The organism is Undibacterium sp. Rencai35W (assembly GCF_049340185.1).
Classification (GTDB): Bacteria; Pseudomonadota; Gammaproteobacteria; order Burkholderiales; family Burkholderiaceae_D; genus Undibacterium.
This window is the reverse complement of the sequence record NZ_JBMPPC010000002.1, coordinates 308,661-328,502: the sequence shown is the minus strand read 5'-3', so window position 1 is coordinate 328,502 and position 19,842 is coordinate 308,661. Positions and strand designations below refer to the sequence as shown.

Below are 19,842 nucleotides of genomic sequence, written 5' to 3'. Positions count from 1 at the left end.
TCATATCACCATGACAGAATGTCCATTTGCCATGGTGTTTTTTTGCGGCGTATGGATTAAAAACTAGATGGCATTTCATGATCAAATAATAGTATGCCTACCTTCAAAAATTTACTTACGTCTTTTGGGCTGACGCTGGCCTTTGTATTTATCACCAATGCTCAGGCACAGTCCGTTGCTTTTACCTTCGATGACGGCCCCAGCGTTGCCAGCACGCCGCTGCTGTCGGCTCAGGCACGTAATCAGGCGATGCTTGATGCGCTAGCCAAACATCAGGTCAAGGCGGCACTATTTATCACGGCCGCGAATGGGGCAATTCAGCCCGCAGGATATGCATTCGCCAAGGCATGGGGCGATGCCGGACACGCGATCGGCAATCACACCATGACCCATCCCGATCTGCATAGTGACAAGCTCAGTCTTACGCAATATCAGCAAGAGATACTCGATTGTGACCGCATCATCAGCACGTTACCCGGTTACCAGAAATGGTTTCGTTTCACCTATCTGCGAGAAGGCAATACACCGGAAAAGCGCGACGGTATGCGCGGATTTTTAAAACAGCACGGCTACCGTAATGCCTATGTCAGCCTCGACACCAGTGATTGGCGGCTCGATGAAAAACTCACCGAGGTTCTGACAAAAAATCCGCACGCGGATCTCAGTCCAATCAAGCGCGCCTACCTCAGCCACATACGCCAGCGTGCCATTGCCTACCGCGCTCTGTCGCAGCAATTGCAAGGCCGCGATATTCCGCAAATCATCCTGCTTCATCACAACCTGATTAACGCCTTATGGCTCGACGATGTGATTGCACAATTTAAAGACATGGGCTGGAATATCGTCACGCCCGCGAGCGCATTCGCTGACCCGGTCTATCAGTTGACGCCAGATCGCCCGGCCCCGGGTCAAAGTCTGCTGCTATCCATGGCACGGTCGCTAGGAGTAGCAAAGTTCGACGGCTGGACGCGACTGGTCGATGATGGCGACGCCGAGATTGAGGCATTGAAAGTTCAGGGTTTGTAGGTGGACGGAGAGACAGATTCCGCTGATCGAAGCAACCTCTTCTTTCAGTATCACCGCATTTCTGATGTGGCTTAGACAGTCGCTTAAAGTTTGACGAGATACATATACTCCCCCTGTTTTTAAAATAAATAGCCGTGATCCGCACTATTTGTGTGGGAATTTGAAAATACAGGTAGGTAGTATATGTTTTTTGGAGTAAGTGAATCTGTTTTAAATAATAGGATTGCTACTGACTAGTATGCTTGGTCACGACTAATTCAATGTCAATTCATTGTCGCCAATAAGTTATCTGCAGGAGATCATATGCAAGCCCATCTCAGAATCGCCCGTCCAGTGAGTGATCTGCAACGAGCGAAAGCAATGTACCAAGCGGGATTGCAGCTCAGCGTCATAGGGACATTTGAAGACCATCAGGGATTCGACGGCGTCATGCTCGGTCGTGCCGGTATGCACTACCACTTCGAATTCACGCATTGCAAATCACATCCGGTTTACCCGCAACCGACAGCAGAAGACCTGGTCGTGTTTTATCTGCCCGATCACCAGGAATGGGAAGCAAGTTGCCTGCAAATGGCAGCTGCAGGTTTCAAGCAAGTGGCAGCATTCAACCCGTATTGGAATGTGAACGGAAAAACCTTTACTGATCACGACGGATATTGTGTGGTGCTGCAACATGCCGGTTGGGAGAATGCTCCCAGCAACCACGAAATTTAGCGACGTGGTGCGCTGTATGTTTTGCATCCTTAAAGATAAATACGATGATGTTTCACCGTCTAAAATTAATCAGCCAAGGCACACTCATCTTTATGCCTATATGCATACAAACGAACAGAGCATGACCGTACTCCGTGCTACATTGGCTTTTATACGTTGGTTTTATCAACTGTGTGATTAGACGACGATAGGCGGAAATTGCGAATCTCTCCGCTGACAATGAATAATCGTTGCCACGTATAATTGTGAAGGCTATTGATTTTTACCGAAAAATCTCCGCATTCTAGTGACCTATCCGTCACCGCATTTCATTCCATTTCGATAGAGGTAAGTCCATGATCAGTTCGATCGCATCTTATTCCACCATCTATGTTCTGATCAATCTAGCGGTCGCGCTGGCGATCGGTGTTTTTATGTACTGGCAACAGCGTATTGAGGCGACTTTTACGGTGCGGGTGTTGACTGGGCTCGGACTGGGTGTGGGTTTGGGGGCAGCGATGCATTTGTTGTATGGCGGAGATGCTGCCACGGTGGCTGTGATCACGACGACGAATGCTTACCTCGACATCGTTGGTAGCGGCTACGTCAAGCTGTTGCAGATGATTGTGATGCCGCTGATTATGGTGTCGATTGTTGGTGCCATTCTTAAGCTGAAAGGTGCCAGCTCCGTCGGTAAAATTAGTGCGCTGACCATCGGCACACTGCTGGTAACCACCATGGTGGCAGCGGGCATTGGTATTTTGATGGCGAAATTATTTGGCCTGACTGCGATTGGTTTAAGTTCCACCGCAGCTGAAGTAGCGCGTGGCGAGTATCTGCAAGGCACGCTGGCCAGTGCCAAGGCGGTGACGTTGCCGAGTTTGCTACTGAGCTTTATTCCGACTAATCCGTTTCTGGACTTAACCGGTGCGCGTAAAACCTCTACGATTGCGGTGGTAATTTTTTCGATTTTTATCGGCTTGTCTGCAACAGGTATTGCGGGTGCTAAGCCCTTGCTATTTGCGTCATTTACCCAGTTTGTCAGTGTCGCGCAGGCGATTATCATGCGCATGGTCACGCTGGTACTTCGCCTGACTCCGTATGGCGTGTTTGCGTTGATGACGATGGTGGTTGCAGAGTCGAGTTATGCCGATATCCTGAAGTTAATCAACTTCGTTGTTGCATCGTATAGCGCACTACTGCTGATGTTTGCCGTTCATCTGTGCCTGATCGCAGGTGCTGGCCTGAATCCTGTCCGTTTCGCTAAAAAGATTTTTCCTGTACTGGCATTCGCTTTTACTTCGCGCACCAGCATGGGAGCGATCCCCATGAATGTACAAACCCAGACGCAGCGCCTTGGTACACCCGAAGGCATCGCCAATTTTGCGGCGTCGTTTGGTGCCACCATTGGTCAGAACGGTTGTGCCGGAATTTATCCCGCGATGCTGGCGATCATGATTGCGCCGACCGTCGGGATCGATCCATTTACTTTTAGCTTCATTGCTCAATTGATCGCGATCGTCACTGTCGGTTCGATTGGTGTTGCTGGTGTCGGTGGCGGTGCGACCTTCGCCGCGCTGATCGTACTCTCGACGATGAATTTGCCCGTGGCATTAGCGGGCTTGCTGATCTCGGTGGAGCCTTTGATCGATATGGGACGTACCGCTCTGAATGTCAGTGGCGCCATCACTGCCGGTACTATTACTAGCAGAGTATTGGGCGAGACCAATATGGATGTTTTTAATAGCGACGCAGAGTTAAATCTGGATGGCGCAGAGAAGCTGGTTTGAGCGCATATAGATTTGGATTTTCTGACATTCGATTCTGTTGATGGATAGCGTTAAAAGCGATATGATGAAAACGAAGCCGCCTGACATAATTTTCAGGCGGCTTTGTCGTTTTTACTGAGCTGAACTTGAATTAAAAATCAGAATCCAATCAATAAAAATAAAGGTAATCGTATGCAAATAAAAAAATGGCTAATCTTTTGCGCTGGAGTTGCTGTGTTTTTCAGCGGAATATCTTATTCTTTCGCGCAATCGACAAGTCAATCCGGATCGCCGCAGTCTCCAAATAGCGTGATGCAGAGTCAGCCGAATCAGCAGACTTCGCCGAAAACGCAACTGTCAGAAAAAATTCATGCGCTGCTTCAAGAGAAATGTGATCAGGATCAATTTTCAGGTGCAATAGTCATTGCGAGAGGAGACCAGCTCATCACCGACGGCGTGTGTGGCCAGGCGAATAAGCGCTACCACGTTGCCAATACGATGGAGACCAAATTTAATATCGCATCGATAGGAAAAATGTTTACGGCCGTCGCTATCGCACAACTGGCCGAGGCGGGTAAGCTTTCTTATGACGACAAATTAAGCCGCTATGTGGATACGAGTTGGTATCCAAAAAGTATCCTTGATCAGGTCACGATACGTCAGTTGCTGTCGCATCGTGCGGGTTTTGGCGATATCCTTTCTGAGCATATTGTTTATGCTCCCTATATCAAACTGATCTTCCTGCGGGAGCTGACAGATTACAAGTCTCTATTGAAGAACGATAAACTGAAATTCGAACCAGATAGTAATTTTTTATATAGTAATACGGGATATTTTTTATTGGGTCTGGTGATTGAGAAAGCATCAGGAAAAAACTTTTTTACCTATATCCGCGAGCATATCTATCAGCCTGCTGGCATGGTGAATTCTGATAGCTACTTCAGGGACGAGCCTGTTGAAAATATCGCTACAGGTTATTTTTCTACGCCGGAAGCACCGAACTTTTCAAAAGAAAATAATTTTTATATTCCTCTCCGGGGCTCTCCGTTTGGCGTGGGGTATTCGACTGTCCATGATTTGTGGCGGTTCACATCTGCATTACGAGCAGGGAAGTTGATTAAAAATGAGACGCTTCAATTGCTGTGGACTGATTACAGCAAGGGCCAAAATCTTGGTGGCCGGCCATTCGGTTTAGGTTTTCAGGTCTGGAGTAGCGATATAGGGAGAGTTACTGGACACACGGGTAGCTTGCAAGGTGTTTCGGGTGAGGTGGCGATGTATGTCGAAAGTGGATATACCGTTATTGTGCTGTCTAATTATGATTCCACAGGATATTTGCCTTCGCAGCTGGAGGCATTGCTGGTGAAGGCGGAAGCTAAATAAATTGCACCGCTCTTCACATGAATACCTTGCTTAAGTCAGCCAGCCAGTCAGATCGGGCATGACGAGTCATCACCCATCTCTGGCTGGTATTCAGTTCATCGCCAAAAAATGTCGTACAAATGCTGGGTATCAACAGCATATTATTTTATTTGTTAGAAGGAAATTTGCATGCAATTCAGTGAGATCTTAGCTGCCCTGCCCACCATCGACCATGTCGCGGCACTGGAGTTATTTGATGGCGATACGCTGGTCGCTCGCTTGGAGAATCGGCCTGGCACAGTCGGTAGTGTGCGCGTCTATCATGCACTGCTGAAGAAGTTTGGCGAGATCAATGCGGCGGCGGCTACGGAGGGACTGGCGATGTATGCAGAGCACACGGCGGATGCCAGAGCTTTTCCGGGTAAGCATCCGAATATCGATCGACTGCTGACCTTGATCGACAACGCATCTGGCGATGCAGATAGTCAGAATCTGACGGTGACGCTGATCACTCGTTGATCCGTCAGCGCAGCGTATGTCGATGCCACGCGATGGCGTTCTCGTTTGCCGGATTGTTCTCGCGGCTTCACAAAAGAATAAAAAAGCCGCCTGAAATAGTATTCAGGCGGCTTTGATATTGGTGCTTTAATGATTTAATGCTCTGATGAATCCGAGTGTTTTTTGGTTTGCTTAGTGTTTAAACTTTGCCTCAGCAATCCGGTCCGCTACCACACTGGTTGGCAAGCCTTCTGCATCAGCGCGGATAAAGACTTCGGTCAGTGTCTCACCGATACGGCGTACATGTGCATCCATGCCGTCTTCCGGCGTATTCAGGTATTCATAGCAGACTTTGATAATGCCACCCGCATTGATGACGAAATCCGGCGCGTACAAGATACCTTTTTGACGGCAGGCTTCACCGATATCGGCAGTGGCTAACTGATTGTTCGCGGCACCTGCAACGATTCTGGCTTTCAGACGTGACAATGTGTCTGGATTCAAGGTCGCGCCGAGGGCGCAAGGAGCGTAGATGTCAGCTTGCACGTCGTAGATCGCGTCGATACCGACAACTGTTGCGCCGAGTTCTTCCTGTGCACGTTTGAGTGCGGCCTGATCGATATCCGCGACAACGAGTTTAGCGCCAGCCTCATGCAGGCGACGTGCGTAGTCGTAACCGACGTGACCCAGACCTTGCAAGGCGACGGTCAGACCGTCGAAGCCGTCGCGTTTTAGCAGATGCTTTACTGCCGCTTGCGCGCCAACAAAGCAGCCAAGCGCGGTGAATGGTGATGGATCACCACGGTCACCGAGACCGGCGACGAATTTGGTTTTGTTGGCGACATTGGCCATGTCTGCCGGACTGGTGCCGACGTCTTCTGCGGTGACATAACGGCCACCGAGGCGCTCCAGTGCTTCGCCGAGGGCTTCAAATAAGGCAGGTGTTTTGTCTGTTTTCGGGTTGCCGATAATGACGCTTTTGCCGCCGCCGATTGGCAGGCCTGCTACAGCGTTTTTGTAGGTCATGCCGCGCGAGAGGCGCAGTACGTCACGTACGGCTTCGGCTTCGCTGGCGTAATTCCACATGCGGCATCCACCCATGGCCGGGCCAAGGCGGGTATTGTGGACAGCGATGATGGCTTTGAGGCCGGATTTGGCTTCTGAGGCAAAAACGACTTGTTCGTGGTCGTCAAAATTGATTTCGTTAAATACAAAAGCGGTCATGCTTATGGCTCCGCGCGGTGGTGATCATGCGTCCCGATAAGGAGAATGATGACGTGCCGCAAAAAAGTTATGTTAAAAAATAGTCTCTCAGTACAACAAGGTCTTGCTAGTCATGGGCTGCGGTGTGGTGCTGCCAACAACGGGGCGGTGATTGTGTCACGCGGGTGCGAGTATAGGCGATAGGGGGCGGAAATTCAAATTCGCAGAATGATTTGCGCACAGCGGTGATACAAGTCTTTATGTAGAGAAAGAACTCTGCCGCTGTGGCGATACGCTAGTGTTTATTTTGAAAGATGCCCTGTATCATTCGATGAATGAACTCAACATTAACCAATCAGCAAGAATCCCCCAGCGCAGAGCCCGACGAGGACGTGTCGGGCGCCGTACTTCCTTCTTTGCCCGCCTATCAGGGTGTGAATGCAGCACATATTCATATAGTCATTAACGCTGAATTGGCCGAGAAGGCGCAGCAGGCTTTGCTGGCAGCGGATGTGCTGGGATTTGATACAGAGTCGCGACCGACTTTTGTCAGAGGTCAGAATTCGGGTGGGCCGCATTTGATTCAACTTGCCACCGACGATCAGGTGTTTCTGTTTCCGGTCATCGATTCCGCGTATCTGACACCAGCTAAGGAGGCGCTGGAGGCATCGCATATATTGAAGGTGGGTTTTGGTCTGGGTGATGATCAGAGCCGCTTGCGTGCGCGTTTGGGGATACATCCTGCACAGATTCTTGACCTGGCGAGAGCCATGCGCGAGCGTAAAGGTAGTGATATGGGAGCGAAAACTGCCGCAGCACGGTTTTTGGGAATGGCCTTACAAAAATCTAAAAAAACCTCAACCTCGAATTGGTCGCTAGCGCCATTGACGGAGCGGCAGATCCGCTATGCGGCAGATGATGCACATGTTGCTTTATTGACTTACCGTCGTTGGCTGGCGCAGAAAAAATAAATTATTTGAATAGGTTGTCCTAACAAGTGTGCTGCGCGGCGGATGCCATCAGTTACTAGTGCTCGCCATTCTGTAAACTTATTGTTCGCTTTCGTCATTTGTTCGTCATTTCATGCAGCTAATGCGCATGGATGTGTCTGCCGGATTAGCTGCGCGAGTTCCTCTAAAAACAATGCCTGCGTTTTGACACAAAATCCCCCTGAGTAAGGATTCATAAATCCATGCGAGGTATTCGCAATCAATTCGGCAGGCTGGCCTTGCTGGCGCAATTGTTGCGTGAGTGTAAGCGGATCAAAGGCGGCTTCGCGTGCTGCAAAGATCAGCCTTGCGGGGCACCGTGGTTGCAGATGGGTGTAATCGCGGATGCGTGAACCATAGAACAACACCATCTGATCGATGTGATGCGCGTTCTCCGTTGCAGCCAGCAGCCAGAGCGCGCTGGCACCAGCGCTAAAGCCGATGGTGACGCAGGGGGTGTTGGGATGTTCTCTCTCTTGCTTTTGTATAACACGGCCAAGTTTGTCTCTATAGCGTGCGAGCCCGCCTTGGGCGATGAAGGCTTGATAGGCGATTTGCTCGGAGCGATAGTGGATGCCGCTGTGATCCTGTTCGTCATACGGTGAGACGATCAGACAGGGATGTTCCAAACTGCGAACCAGGCTGGCGACAGCCGGGGTGTTTCCAAATACATCGGTGGCGATAATGACGGTCATAAATAAAGCGTGTACCGCCAGCGGCAGCACAGGCAGTCAATTCAGCAATTGCAAGCTAAAACAAGAAAGAGGGCGGAGACTACTGGAGTTAGACGCAAACTTCAAGTGATTCCTGAGGATTGATCTACAAACTTGCGATTAGGCTGCTTGTCTTAACGAAAAGCGGCTAAGTACCTGATGTGCCCGATTGGTCCATATGAATCAACCACATTCGTGATTTACATTATGTGATTGACATCAAGCAACAAGCTGGCGATACTTTGGCGCGTGAAGATTGTAAGAACTTGTTACAGGATCGTGTTACAAGATCGTATTACAAGATTGCCCTGCAATGTCTTTAACGCGATTGCGTATCAAGCTAGATATTCAGCTCGTGTTTTGCTCGTATTTCAGACCTTACAGTAATTGTTTTGCCCCAACGCTTTGTTCAAATTTCAATATTTCCGGAGATCGTCTATGTTGCGTCGTACTTTACTTGTCCTCGCCATTGCAACCACACTTGTTGCCTGTAGCAAGGGTGCACAGGGTGATAAAAGCGACAAAAACAATGCCTCCGCCAGCAAAAAAGCCAGCGCTTCGGAAGACGTGACTTTGCAGATCACCGCCGAAGATCTGATTACTGTGCAAAGCAACTCGCTGGCATCTGGTCCAGTGATTACCGGTTCTGTACAGCCTGAGCGCCGCGCAGATTTGCGTGCAGAAATTTCCTCGATTGTTTTGCAGGTACTCAAAGAAAACGGCGATGTCGTCAAGCGTGGCGACCTGCTGGTGCGTCTGGACGATACCTCGATTCGCGACAGTCTGACCTCTGCAGAAGAAGCGGTACGCGCTGCCGGGCAATCGTTTGATCAGGCGGAACGTCAATTCCAGCGCTTAAAAACCTTGCGCGCCTCTGGCATGACGTCGACCCAGCAATTAGAAGATGCCGAGATCCGTCGTAATAACTCCCAAAGTGATCTGGTCGCAGCCAAAGCACGTTCTGCGCAAGCCCGTCAGACATTGCAACGCACCGAGGTTCGCGCCCCGTTCGACGGCATCATCAGTGAACGTAAGGTGTCTGCAGGTGACACTGCGCAGATCGGCAAAGAACTGGTCAAAGTGATTGATCCGAACAGCATGCGCCTGCAAGGCTTGGTGTCCGCAGACCGCGTAAAGGATGTCAAATCAGGTATGCCAGTCAGCTTCCGGGTCAATGGCTATGGCGATCAGGATTTTATCGGTAAGGTGCGTCGTGTTGATCCTGCTGCGAATGCGACTACGCGTCAAGTTGAGGTGCTGGTGGACTTTGTTGACAGCAATCAGCCGAAAGTATCTGGCCTGTATGCCGAAGGCCGTATTGAAGCAGGTAGTACGCAAAACCTGATGATCAAGAGCAGTGCGCTGGTACGTGACGGTGACAAGGCTTATGCCTGGCGTGTCAAGGATGGTCTGCTGAGAAAAGTCAGCATCACTTTAGGCGAGCGCGATCCGCGCCGTGGTGATTATGTCGTCAGTACCGGTTTGTCGGATGGCGACAAGGTCGTGCGTAATCCGGTATCGACTCTCAAAGATGGCCAGAAAGTCGCATTGGTTGATTCAGCTGGTGCAGCCGGTGTAGCAAAAGCGGCCGCCGTCATGAGTGTGCCTGCCAGCTCAGCAACGGGGAAATAATTATGTTCCTATCTGATTTTAGTATTAAGCGTCCGATTGCGACGATCGTCATTATTATTGCGATGATGTGCCTGGGCTTACTGGCACTGAAAAAACTCCGTGTGAATCAGATTCCCGATGTGGAACAGCCGGTGATGGTGATTAATATCCCCTATCCGGGTGCCTCACCCGATACGGTAGAGCGCGAGATTATCAACCGCGTAGAAAAATCGCTGCAAAGCATTACGGGTGTGTATCAGATCCGTGCGACGGCCAGCGAAGGCAATGCCAGCATCGTGATCATCTTCAACTTCAAGAAGAATATGATCGAGGCTTCGGATGAAATCCGAAACTCAATCGCCTCGGTACGTTATAAATTGCCGGCAGAAATGCGTGAACCGATTTTGCAGCGGATTGATCCGGCAGCACAACCGATCATGCAACTGGCCTTGTCATCCAAAACCATGTCGCATGCAGAAATTTCACGCAAGGCTGAAGATGAGCTGTCCGATAAGTTTCGTGCGGTCGATGGTGTGGCGGTAGTCAGTGTCAATGGTTCTTTGCGTCGTGAACTGAGCGTACTGCTGAATGCGCAAAAATTACGTGAATACAATGTCTCCGTCACCGAAGTCGTGAATGCCCTGCGCAGTCAGAATACGACGGCACCTGTCGGCAAAGTACGTGGCATTCTGGATCAGCAAAGTATTCGTCTGGTTGGGCGGATTGAGTCGCCTGCTGAGTTCGAGCAAATCGTTATCAAGCGCCGCGGCACGGAAGTCATCCGTCTGGCGCAGGTCGCTAAGATTGCTGATGGTTTCGCAGAACTGAATAGTTTTAGTATGCGTAACGGCAATCCTAACGTCGGTATTTCGATTACCCGCTCACGCGATGCGAGTACGGTATCGGTGGCAAACAAGATCCGTACTTTGGTGGATGAAATCAATAAAACACTGCCCGAAGGAACCAAGCTCGAAGTCACACAGGACGGTGGCAAGGATGCCGAGAGCAGCCTGAATAATGTGATCGAGTCGCTGATGTTCGGTGCGGTACTGACGATTTTTGTTGTGTATGTATTCCTCAACTCCTGGCGCTCGACGCTGATTACGGCGCTGAGTTTGCCGACGTCAGTGATCGCCGCATTTATCTCTGTCTGGCTCTGTGGCTTTACACTGAACTTCATGACTTTGCTTGGTCTGTCGCTGGCGATTGGTGTGCTGATCGATGATGCCATCGTGGTGCGCGAGAATATTGTGCGTCATATGGAAATGGGCTCGGATCGCCGCACTGCGGCCAGTAACGGTACGCGCGAAATTGGTCTGGCAGTTGCTGCGACCACGTTCTCTATTATTGCTGTATTTATTCCTGTTGCGTTTATGCCGGGCGGTGCGGGTGAATGGTTCCGTCCATTCGCTTTGACGGTTGCCAGTTCGGTCCTGGTCAGCCTGTTTATTTCATTCACGCTGGATCCCATGTTGTCGGCATATTGGGGGGATCCGGTCGGACATCATCTGGAGAAAAAAACGGGCATCAGTTTGTTGCTGTCCGGGTTTAATCACTGGTTTGATCATCAGGCAGATCGCTACAGTAAAGTGATCGCCTGGGCGTTGCATCACCGCATCTGGATGGCGATTATTGCGGTGGTCAGCCTGATCGGTGCGCTGACGCTGCATGTGATGTTTGGCGGTTCGAGTTTCTTGCCGGCTGCTGACAACGGCACCATCATTATCGATATCCGCACACCCTCAAGTTCCAGCCTGGATTACGCACGGCTGAAGGTAGAAAAAGCGGCAGAGATTGCCCGTACCTTGCCAGAGACCGTGGCAACGAATAGTAATGTGAATGCCAGCGGTGGCCGGGTCTACGTGGACTTGGGTAAGAGCACCAAGCGCCAGCGCTCCGCTGAAAAAATTGCCGTCGATCTGCGTAAAAAAGTTGCTGGTGTTATCGGTGCTGAATATGTTGTGCTGGACGACTTGAATAATGGCGCACGTAAGCCAGTGCAGATTCAGTTTTCCGGCCCTGATTCGCGTAAATTAATGGCGATCACCACGGCGTATATGGAGAAATTACGCGCGGTTCCCGGTGCGGTTGATGTCGGATTATCCGAGCAGGATCCGATTGATGAACTACAGATTGAGCTGGATCGCGGTCTGGCGAATTCGCTGGGTATTTCAGTCGGTGACGCGGCGCAATCTCTGCGCGTCGCATTTGCCGGTGTTGAGGTCGGCGACTGGGTGGATCCTACCGGGGAAGCACGTGACGTTGCAGTACGCCTGCAGCCGGAAGATCGGGTCAATGCTGAGAATATCGAGCATTTACCCATTGCAGTCAGCGGCACCGATAAGATGGTTCCTCTGGATCAGATCGCAAAAATCACGATGGGCAAAGGCCCGGCGCAGATTCAGCACTCTGATGGTAAGCGCATGATTGCTGTGTCTGCCAACGCACAGGGCCGCTCGCCTGGCGAAGTTACGGCAGATGCCATGAAGATTGCGAATGCGATTGATTTTCCTACCGGCTACGGGATTGAGCTTGGCGGTGCTGCGCGTGATCAGAAGGAATTGTTCACCGAGATGGGTATTGCACTGATCTCAGGTATTGGCCTGATGTACCTGATCCTGGTTATGCAGTTCGGTTCTTTTACAGCACCGATTGCAGTAATGCTGTCCTTACCTTTGAGTCTGATCGGTGTGGTTCTGGCGTTGCTGCTGACGCGTGGCACGCTGAATCTGATGAGTTTCATCGGGGTCATTATGCTGATGGGATTAGTCGCTAAAAATGCGATTCTGTTGCTTGATTGTGCCCGCAAACGTGAAACGGAAGGCTTTGGCCGCGAAGAGTCGCTGATGTATGCCGGTCGTATGCGTTTGCGTCCGATTTTGATGACGACGTTCGCCCTGATTGCTGGCATGATGCCGGTCGCGATCGGCCTGGGTGAGGGCGGTGAGTTCTATCGTCCGCTGGCAGTCGCTATCATCGGCGGTACGATTACTTCGACTTTGCTGACTTTGCTGGTAGTGCCGACTTTTTATGACAGTATAGAAATCGCCAGAGACCGGATGTTCGCTAAGTTCCTGGCACGCGATGCCCGCTGGAATACTTTATTTGCGTTCGTGACGACCTTGATTGAGGCCTTATTGACGATCACTTTGCTGCGCTTTATGTATCGCCGTATTGTACGTCTGGGATCGTTTATATTCAGACGTGGTCGCCGCGCCGCATAGTGAATAATTTCATGTGAAATTGAAAAAGCCGCTCAGATCATCTGAGCGGCTTTTTATTTTGTATCGTTGCAGGTAGATTTGCTATTGGTGAACGTAACTGAGCGAGATTTCAGGATTTTTCTCTGGTCGGAAATACCTTACTACGTTGCAGATGCCTGAACCATTCTTTCAACATTTGCTCCTCATATTTGTAATCACTGCTGCTTAAGTTCGCTTTCGATAAATAATACATATCGCGGATATCTTCTTTGCCGGAAGCGACGACTTCTTGCTGAGGATTTTTGAGCCTGTAGGACAGAGACATTTTTGGCCAGTCGATGTCTTTCAGTACGCGGATGTCACGCATGGTTCTGGCATAGTTGTACTCGATCCTGCCGGCGAGGTCGATATCGGTGACCTGTACTTCCAGGATGTATCCGTCGGGAAGTGTCTTCGCCAGATCTGAAAAATATAAACTAAATTCTTTGCTTACCCGGATTTGTGCATCTTCCAGACTGTCATTCACATTGCGGATATCGGTGAACTTTTCTGGCTGAACGAAATCGACTTTAGCTTCGCCTGCAAAGACGGGGAGGGTGACCGCGCAAAAAAGCGCAGTGATCAGTGAACGTCGCATCATATTGACTCCTTACTTGTGAACCAGCTACCCCATCATTTTAGTCAGTTTTGTCATTTGTAAAAGAGGTCTTACAAACTGATGCGAAATCGCTTTGCGTCGCTCTTTTTTGTTACATAAGGACACAAAGCGATTTACTCAACAATAGATATCAGTGCACTGAGTCTGCTTTGATGATTTCGGTGAGTACCCTTCCTTCACTGGCGCTGGGTGGACGTACGTGCAACAGATGGGCCAGCGTCGGGGCAATATCCACGACCTCCGCATATTGCCCGTAAGCACCTGGCTTGATCCAGTTTTTGCCCATCATGATCAGCGGTACATTGGTGTCATATGCATATGGTGAGCCATGGGAGGTACCTGTCGTGCCGCTACCGAAATACCAGAAAGGCTTCGTCACGACCATGATATCGCCGGATAGTTGCTGATTCCAGCCGCGTTGCATTAACTTGCCCTGACGCGTGTCTGGAAGCGCACCTGATTCAAGCTGGGTGCGGGTATAAGTGCGTGCTACGCCAGGGTATGTTGACAAGAAGCGCGCCACGGTATTTTCTACGTCGTCGCGCTTGAGTCCCTTTTGGTCTATTGCCGGATAGTCGAGCATGACCGCGGGGGATGACCATTTAGCAGCCAGATTAGCGATACCGAATTTTTGTGCGAGATGCGTATTGACATCATCCATCAATGTTTTGGTATTCAGGCGCTGTGCATCGATTTTGCGGCGTTGTGAAAATTCCGGCACATTCGGGAAACCGTGATCTGCCGTCAGCACTACCAGAGTTTTATCGAGGCCAACGCGTTTTTCCAGATCGTCAAAGAACTTTGCCAGTAAGCGGTCAAGACGTTGCAGATGGTCATGCGACATACGACTTTCCGGGCCAAAACTATGATTGATGTAATCGTGGCTGGACAAGCTGATACCGATGACGTCAGTGACTCCGGCCGGATTATGACCAAGCTGCTCACCATCAATCGCAGCACGTGCGAAGTCGAGGGTCAGTTCATCGAGGTAAGGACCGGTAAAAATCCGGCCATAATATTCCGCATCGGGTTTGCCGGATTTGCTGTCGTACACGAACGGGAAGCCTGTTTGATTATCGAGCTTGCCCATCCCTGGTGAACCATCCGGCGCATCACCCTGATAGGCTTTTTCCGGTAACAATAATTCCCATTTTTTGCCATAAAACTTATCTTCGGGCTTGGCGGCATTAAAGCTGTTGTACCAGCCGGGATAATCTTGCATGTAGTAAGTGCTGCTCGCAAAATGGCCGGATTTACTCATGTACATATAGGCTGTACCGGATTTGCCTGCCAACAGAATCGCCCCGCGGTCTTTGCCAGAGACTGTCACCACTTTGGACTGGCCGCCGTTGCTATAACGGAGTTCGTCGCCGACGGTACTCACGCGCAGATTGGCTGGCGATGTGCCGTCGCTGGGTTTGGTGCTCTCGTTGAGATAGGTGTGCGCTGTGTCCTGTGTACAGTACATCGATGTCATCGTGCTGCGGTCTATCCACTCATTGCCGATGATGCCGTGCTGATACGGATAGGCTCCGGTCAGTACCGCCGCATGGCCAACCGCTGTGACGGTGACGCCATGCGCCTGATGACTGTCGCTAAACCATGCACCCTGATCCAGCAAACGACGGAAGCCGCCCTGACCGAACTGATCGCGATAACGCTGCACCTGTTCTTGCGGCAAGCCATCGACGACCAGCACGACAAGCAATTTTGGTGTGGTCGTTGCGGTATTGGAGGACAGTGGCGCTGCACTAGCTGAGAAAGATAATGCTGTGCTGGCGGCGATACAGGTCGTGATCAGACAGGACAGCAAGCGACGACGTACTGCGAAGTCAGAATTTTTCGGATTAAATGGAGTCATCATGGTTTAAGGGAAAGAGGAGGGCAAAGCAAAGCAAAGCAATCAATACGGCGGAAGTAGAAAACCTATACAAATGAATACAGATCAATATCACTACAAATACCATTACAAATTTCACTATATTGTGAATCATTTTCTTATACAGCTTCATCATGTGCCATAGATAACCGAAATTCGCTATGGCACATTGGGTCAGTAACTATCCTTAAGGTTTGCCGCCGACAGGATTGTTCAAATGCTTAGCGAAGAAGGCTTCTATCGTATGAAACACATGCTTCTGTTTCGCCGCACCGGCAATTCCGTGCTTGCCTCCCGGGTAGGTCATCAGGTCGAATAGCACGCCGCGGGTCGTCAGATCATCAATCAGTTTGGTGGTATTGGTGAACAGTACATTGTCATCCGCCATGCCATGCATGAGTAACAGCGGTGATTTTAAACCGTCAAGATGGGCAAACACGCCGCTCTGACGATAGCCTTCGGCATTGTCTTTCGGCTGATTGATGAATTGCTCGACATAGTGCGTGTCGTACAGCGCCCAATCGGTGACCGGCGCAACGGAGACCCCTGCCGCGATCTTGTCAGAGGCGGCCGACAATAAGCGCAAGCTCATGAAGCCACCATAACTCCAGCCAAATACGCCGATACGTTTCGCATCGACAAAGTCTTGCTGACGTAACCAGTTGATGCCTACAAGCTGATCGGCGACTTCATGTTTCCCCAGCGTGTTATAGATGGTATTGGTGAATTGCCGCTCACGACGGGCTGAACCGCGATTGTCGAGTTTGAAAACGATATACCCTTGCTGTGCCATGTATTGCTCAAACAGGCTGCCCCAATGTCTTTGCACCGTCTGCGCGCCGGGACCACCATACACTTGCAGGAATACCGGGTAACGCTTGGCCGGATTAAAGTTCAGCGGTTTCTTGATGGAGTAATACAGGGTCTGGCCGTCTTCTGCTTTCAAGCTGCCGTATTCAGTCGGGACATGCGCTTCCTTGAAACGGGCATAAGGATGGCTTGCATTGAGTTCGTTATGTTCTATCCAGGTGATTAACGTATCGTCCGGTTTGCGCAAGCTGACTTGCGGCGGCGTATTGTCGTCCGACCAGGTGTCGATAAAAATTTCGGCCTTGGCTGAGAAACGTGTTTCGTGCCAGCCGTCGTTTTTGGTGACGCGTTGTGGCTGATCAGCCGTGCTGCCGTCGAGCTTGAGTGCATATACCTGTTTGTCGGATACGGCATCACGGTTGGAGGCGACATAGACCGTCTGTGATTGCTCGTCAACGGCGAGCAGACCGTCAATTCCCCATTCTCCCTGGCTGATGGCACGCACCAGCTTGCCTTGCAGATCATACAGATACAAATGCTTGCGGCCGCTACGTTCGGACATCCATAAAAATTGTTGTGTCTTTTTCAGAAAGTAAGGTTTGTCCAGAATACTGACCCAGGTACTCGCTGTTTCGATAATCAGGCTGCGTTGTGCCAGACTCTGCTTATCGACGGCGATCAGATCTAGCTGCTTCTGATTGCGGCTCTGGCGCTGAAATACCAGGGTGCTGGCATCTGCGCTCCAGTCCGCTCTGACGAGGTAAATATCTTTCTCTTTGCCCAGATCGATGGCTTGTATCACACCGTTCTCAGGACTCACCAGCGCCAGGCTGACCAGCACATTGGATGCGCCAGCATATGGGTAGCGTTGTTCAACGACTTCAGTCCGGTTTGCATAAATTTCAAAACGACGGGCGACGGGTACCGGACTTTCATCAAAACGTTTAAACGCAATACGTGAGTCATCTGGTGCCCACCAGTAGCCACTGGTCTGCGCCATTTCTTCCTGCGCGACGAATTCTGCTTCGGCATTATGAACCGTGCCGCCGCCATCTTTGGTCAGCTGGCGCTCAGTCCCGCTGCTGAGTTCGAACACAAATAAATTCTGGTCGCGGACATAAGAGACATAGCGACCTCTCGGCGAAATTTGTGCTGACATGACCTGGCCAGAAGCGATCTTGCGCGCTTTGTCTGTATTCGACAGATCGATCAGATACAGATCGCCAGCCAGTGGTACCAGGAGTTGTTTGCCGTCAGGTGACCAGCTGTAATCGACGATGCCGCGCAGATTGGCGATGCGTTCGCGTTCACGACGGGCTTTTTCCTGATCAGAGATATTTTCTTCGGCTTGCAGAATTTTGCTATCGACCAGCCTGCGCATACTTTGATCTTTGACATTGAATTCCCACAGATCAAGCTGGAACTGGTCATTGTCGCGACCGCGTAAAAATGTCACGCGACTGCCGTCGGGGGATACCTGAAGTTTGCGCGGCGCGCTGCCGGACAGATTCGCATTATCGTAAATGCGGTCGATGGTGAGACGTTCTGCAGAAGTGGAGAATGACATAGCGGCCAGTAGAGTAAACAACAATATTCGCATAAAAATACCAGAAGGTTTAAGTATTACATCACCGCCAGTCACACTCATGATGAGACTGAGCCGGAGGGGAGTTTTGGGGTGTTCGGAGGATATCCAGAGAGCAACACGATACCAAATTATGGCTAGTTTCGGTGAATCCTTATGTAGCCCCTAAGGTGATGAACGCCGTGATAAAAACTGGAGTAAAAACCAATATGAAAAAATCTTTTCGATGGATAGAAAGTTTTTGACGCTATTCGAGTAAAATTTATTTGAATTTGTTCCCTGTTACGCCCTTTATTAACGCATAAAAAGCAAACCTGGCAATAACCTCAGCATCAGATTTTGTTCTCCAGAGCACAATTAAAATAAGGAAATGAGGTCGGCATGCTTACAGATGGATTTCCACGTTATCTGATCGACATCATGCCAGTATCGATGGTGGTATTGACTGATAACCAGATCACGTACGCCAACAATGCTGCAGCTATTTTATTGGAAGCCGATAACGCCAGTGTCCTGATCGGGCGGCCTGTCAGTGATTTTGTGCATCCGCTCGATATTACCCGTTCAAATAATCGCCTGCATCGCCAGGGTACAGAATGGTCTAACGCGCCTCAGCAATTTCGTTTGCGCAGCGTTAAAGGTAATTTGCGCATGCTCTTGGTCGCTAGTCTGACTATCGAATTCGAGAATAAAAGCGCCATTTTGTTAGTCGGCATGGATATGACGGCACAAAGTGAAATCTCGGAACAGCTGCGTATCAGTGAGCAAAATTTCCGTCGGCTCTTTGACAATATGCAAGACGTGTATTACCGCACCGATGCCAAAGGCGTCGTGCTGATGGTTGGCCCCGGTGTCCGCACGGTGCTGGGATATGAGCCTGAAGAGATCGTCGGCAAAACAGCCGAATCGTATTACCCGAACGTGGCGGACCGTGACGCACTCAAACAGGCGATCGTCAGAGATGGCAAGGTCAGCGATTTCGGCGGACAGATGGTACGCAAGGATGGTCGCATCATCGACATCTCTATCAGCAGTCAGGCAATTTATGACGAGCAGGGCGCATTTGCTGGCGTAGAAGGTATTTATCGCGACGTGACTCAGCGCAAAATGCTAGAGCGAGAGTTGCAGCGCCTGGCTACTATCGACACACTGACCGGCATTCAGAACCGGCGCGCATTTTTAGAAAATGCCGAACAGTTATTTAAAAGCAGCCAGCGCTATACCACCGGCATTACTTTACTGATGCTGGATCTGGATTTCTTTAAAGCGATCAATGATCGCTACGGTCATTTGGGCGGCGATAACGTGCTGATCAGGTTTGCGCAGACGGTTGGACAAGAGTTACGCGAGTCGGACTTATTCGGACGCCTGGGCGGTGAGGAGTTTTGTATTCTATTGCAGCAGGCACCACGTGAAGATGCAATGATTGCTGCCGGGCGCATCCGTGAGCGTGTACAGGAGCTGGTGTTTAACGCGCCGAACGGTGAACTGTTTTCTTTGACCGTCAGCATTGGTGTCTCGACCAACCGTGAAGATGACGAGCGTTTAGGTAAATTACTGGAGCGCGCTGACGAAGCCTTGTATGAGGCAAAACATAGCGGCAGAAACCGCGTGGTCTGGAAAGATTAAGTATTTTGTATTCATCATGGCAAAGACTGTAAGGTATGCAGTTGCCAGTCGACTCATCAAAACGGTGCGATCTCGTACTGCTGAGTTTTTAAAATCGCAATACAGATCCCGCATAGTACATGCGCCTTTTAGGTCAAAAAAGGTCTGGAGGGCGCATAGAATATAGGCAAGCCTTGATGAGAATTGTAAAAAGGCCTTTAATCAATATTGCACG

Annotated in this window: 14 protein-coding genes; 9 read left to right on the top strand and 5 right to left on the bottom strand. The window is 50.2% G+C overall.

Annotated features, from left to right (window positions below):
* Positions 1-93: 93 nt before the first annotated feature.
* From ACO0K3_RS05445 to ACO0K3_RS05425, 5 genes are all read left to right on the top strand, one after another.
* A complete protein-coding gene (locus ACO0K3_RS05445; protein WP_422982640.1) occupies positions 94-1,026 on the top strand; it encodes a polysaccharide deacetylase family protein in 933 nt (310 codons plus the stop codon).
* A gap of 303 nt (positions 1,027-1,329) precedes the next feature.
* Complete coding sequence (locus ACO0K3_RS05440; protein ID WP_422982638.1) at positions 1,330-1,740, top strand: VOC family protein; 411 nt, start codon at positions 1,330-1,332, stop codon at positions 1,738-1,740.
* Positions 1,741-2,075: 335 nt separating this feature from the next.
* Complete coding sequence (locus tag ACO0K3_RS05435) at positions 2,076-3,509, top strand: L-cystine transporter (protein ID WP_422982636.1); 1,434 nt, start codon at positions 2,076-2,078, stop codon at positions 3,507-3,509.
* Between the two features lie 171 nt (positions 3,510-3,680).
* Positions 3,681-4,871 (top strand): serine hydrolase domain-containing protein, encoded by a 1,191-nt coding sequence (locus tag ACO0K3_RS05430; protein ID WP_422982634.1) that lies wholly within the window; start codon positions 3,681-3,683, stop codon positions 4,869-4,871.
* Positions 4,872-5,039: 168 nt separating this feature from the next.
* Entirely contained in the window at positions 5,040-5,369 is a 330-nt protein-coding gene (locus ACO0K3_RS05425; RefSeq protein WP_422982632.1) for a DUF2322 family protein, read from the top strand.
* A 171-nt stretch (positions 5,370-5,540) separates the two neighbouring features.
* Here ACO0K3_RS05425 and ACO0K3_RS05420 read toward each other — a convergent pair whose 3' ends face one another.
* Positions 5,541-6,572: a Leu/Phe/Val dehydrogenase gene (locus ACO0K3_RS05420; RefSeq protein ID WP_422961075.1), complete on the bottom strand. Its 1,032-nt coding sequence runs from the start codon at positions 6,570-6,572 to the stop codon at positions 5,541-5,543.
* 314 nt (positions 6,573-6,886) lie between these two features.
* On the opposite strand from ACO0K3_RS05420, the gene ACO0K3_RS05415 reads away from it, so the two are divergent.
* Positions 6,887-7,522, top strand: a complete 636-nt coding sequence (locus tag ACO0K3_RS05415; protein WP_422982630.1) for a 3'-5' exonuclease — start codon at positions 6,887-6,889, stop codon at positions 7,520-7,522.
* A gap of 110 nt (positions 7,523-7,632) precedes the next feature.
* On the opposite strand, the gene ACO0K3_RS05410 is transcribed toward ACO0K3_RS05415, so the two are convergent.
* Positions 7,633-8,235 (bottom strand): hypothetical protein, encoded by a 603-nt coding sequence (locus ACO0K3_RS05410; RefSeq protein ID WP_422982628.1) that lies wholly within the window; start codon positions 8,233-8,235, stop codon positions 7,633-7,635.
* A 456-nt stretch (positions 8,236-8,691) separates the two neighbouring features.
* On the opposite strand from ACO0K3_RS05410, the gene ACO0K3_RS05405 reads away from it, so the two are divergent.
* On the top strand, positions 8,692-9,885 hold the full coding sequence (locus ACO0K3_RS05405; protein ID WP_422982626.1) for an efflux RND transporter periplasmic adaptor subunit: 1,194 nt from the start codon (positions 8,692-8,694) through the stop codon (positions 9,883-9,885).
* A gap of 2 nt (positions 9,886-9,887) precedes the next feature.
* Positions 9,888-13,088, top strand: a complete 3,201-nt coding sequence (locus tag ACO0K3_RS05400; protein WP_422982624.1) for an efflux RND transporter permease subunit — start codon at positions 9,888-9,890, stop codon at positions 13,086-13,088.
* Positions 13,089-13,197: 109 nt separating this feature from the next.
* On the opposite strand, the gene ACO0K3_RS05395 is transcribed toward ACO0K3_RS05400, so the two are convergent.
* The 3 genes from ACO0K3_RS05395 to ACO0K3_RS05385 form a co-directional block, all read right to left on the bottom strand.
* Positions 13,198-13,707 (bottom strand): DUF3016 domain-containing protein, encoded by a 510-nt coding sequence (locus ACO0K3_RS05395; RefSeq protein ID WP_422982622.1) that lies wholly within the window; start codon positions 13,705-13,707, stop codon positions 13,198-13,200.
* Between the two features lie 148 nt (positions 13,708-13,855).
* On the bottom strand, positions 13,856-15,589 hold the full coding sequence (locus ACO0K3_RS05390) for an alkaline phosphatase family protein (protein WP_422982620.1): 1,734 nt from the start codon (positions 15,587-15,589) through the stop codon (positions 13,856-13,858).
* 202 nt (positions 15,590-15,791) lie between these two features.
* Positions 15,792-18,014 (bottom strand): alpha/beta fold hydrolase, encoded by a 2,223-nt coding sequence (locus ACO0K3_RS05385; RefSeq protein WP_422982618.1) that lies wholly within the window; start codon positions 18,012-18,014, stop codon positions 15,792-15,794.
* Positions 18,015-18,380: 366 nt separating this feature from the next.
* On the opposite strand from ACO0K3_RS05385, the gene ACO0K3_RS05380 reads away from it, so the two are divergent.
* Complete coding sequence (locus tag ACO0K3_RS05380) at positions 18,381-19,628, top strand: sensor domain-containing diguanylate cyclase (protein ID WP_422982616.1); 1,248 nt, start codon at positions 18,381-18,383, stop codon at positions 19,626-19,628.
* Positions 19,629-19,842 lie beyond the last annotated feature (214 nt).

Coding starts and splice junctions, on each gene's coding strand:
- ACO0K3_RS05445 (WP_422982640.1), top strand. CDS start 94: ATGCCTACCTTCAAAAATTTACTTACGTCTTTTGGGCTGACGCTGGCC.
- ACO0K3_RS05430 (WP_422982634.1), top strand. CDS start 3,681: ATGCAAATAAAAAAATGGCTAATCTTTTGCGCTGGAGTTGCTGTGTTT.
- ACO0K3_RS05415 (WP_422982630.1), top strand. CDS start 6,887: ATGAACTCAACATTAACCAATCAGCAAGAATCCCCCAGCGCAGAGCCC.
- ACO0K3_RS05380 (WP_422982616.1), top strand. CDS start 18,381: ATGCTTACAGATGGATTTCCACGTTATCTGATCGACATCATGCCAGTA.
- ACO0K3_RS05400 (WP_422982624.1), top strand. CDS start 9,888: ATGTTCCTATCTGATTTTAGTATTAAGCGTCCGATTGCGACGATCGTC.
- ACO0K3_RS05425 (WP_422982632.1), top strand. CDS start 5,040: ATGCAATTCAGTGAGATCTTAGCTGCCCTGCCCACCATCGACCATGTC.
- ACO0K3_RS05440 (WP_422982638.1), top strand. CDS start 1,330: ATGCAAGCCCATCTCAGAATCGCCCGTCCAGTGAGTGATCTGCAACGA.
- ACO0K3_RS05395 (WP_422982622.1), bottom strand. CDS start 13,707: ATGATGCGACGTTCACTGATCACTGCGCTTTTTTGCGCGGTCACCCTC.
- ACO0K3_RS05435 (WP_422982636.1), top strand. CDS start 2,076: ATGATCAGTTCGATCGCATCTTATTCCACCATCTATGTTCTGATCAAT.
- ACO0K3_RS05420 (WP_422961075.1), bottom strand. CDS start 6,572: ATGACCGCTTTTGTATTTAACGAAATCAATTTTGACGACCACGAACAA.
- ACO0K3_RS05405 (WP_422982626.1), top strand. CDS start 8,692: ATGTTGCGTCGTACTTTACTTGTCCTCGCCATTGCAACCACACTTGTT.
- ACO0K3_RS05390 (WP_422982620.1), bottom strand. CDS start 15,589: ATGATGACTCCATTTAATCCGAAAAATTCTGACTTCGCAGTACGTCGT.
- ACO0K3_RS05410 (WP_422982628.1), bottom strand. CDS start 8,235: ATGACCGTCATTATCGCCACCGATGTATTTGGAAACACCCCGGCTGTC.
- ACO0K3_RS05385 (WP_422982618.1), bottom strand. CDS start 18,014: ATGCGAATATTGTTGTTTACTCTACTGGCCGCTATGTCATTCTCCACT.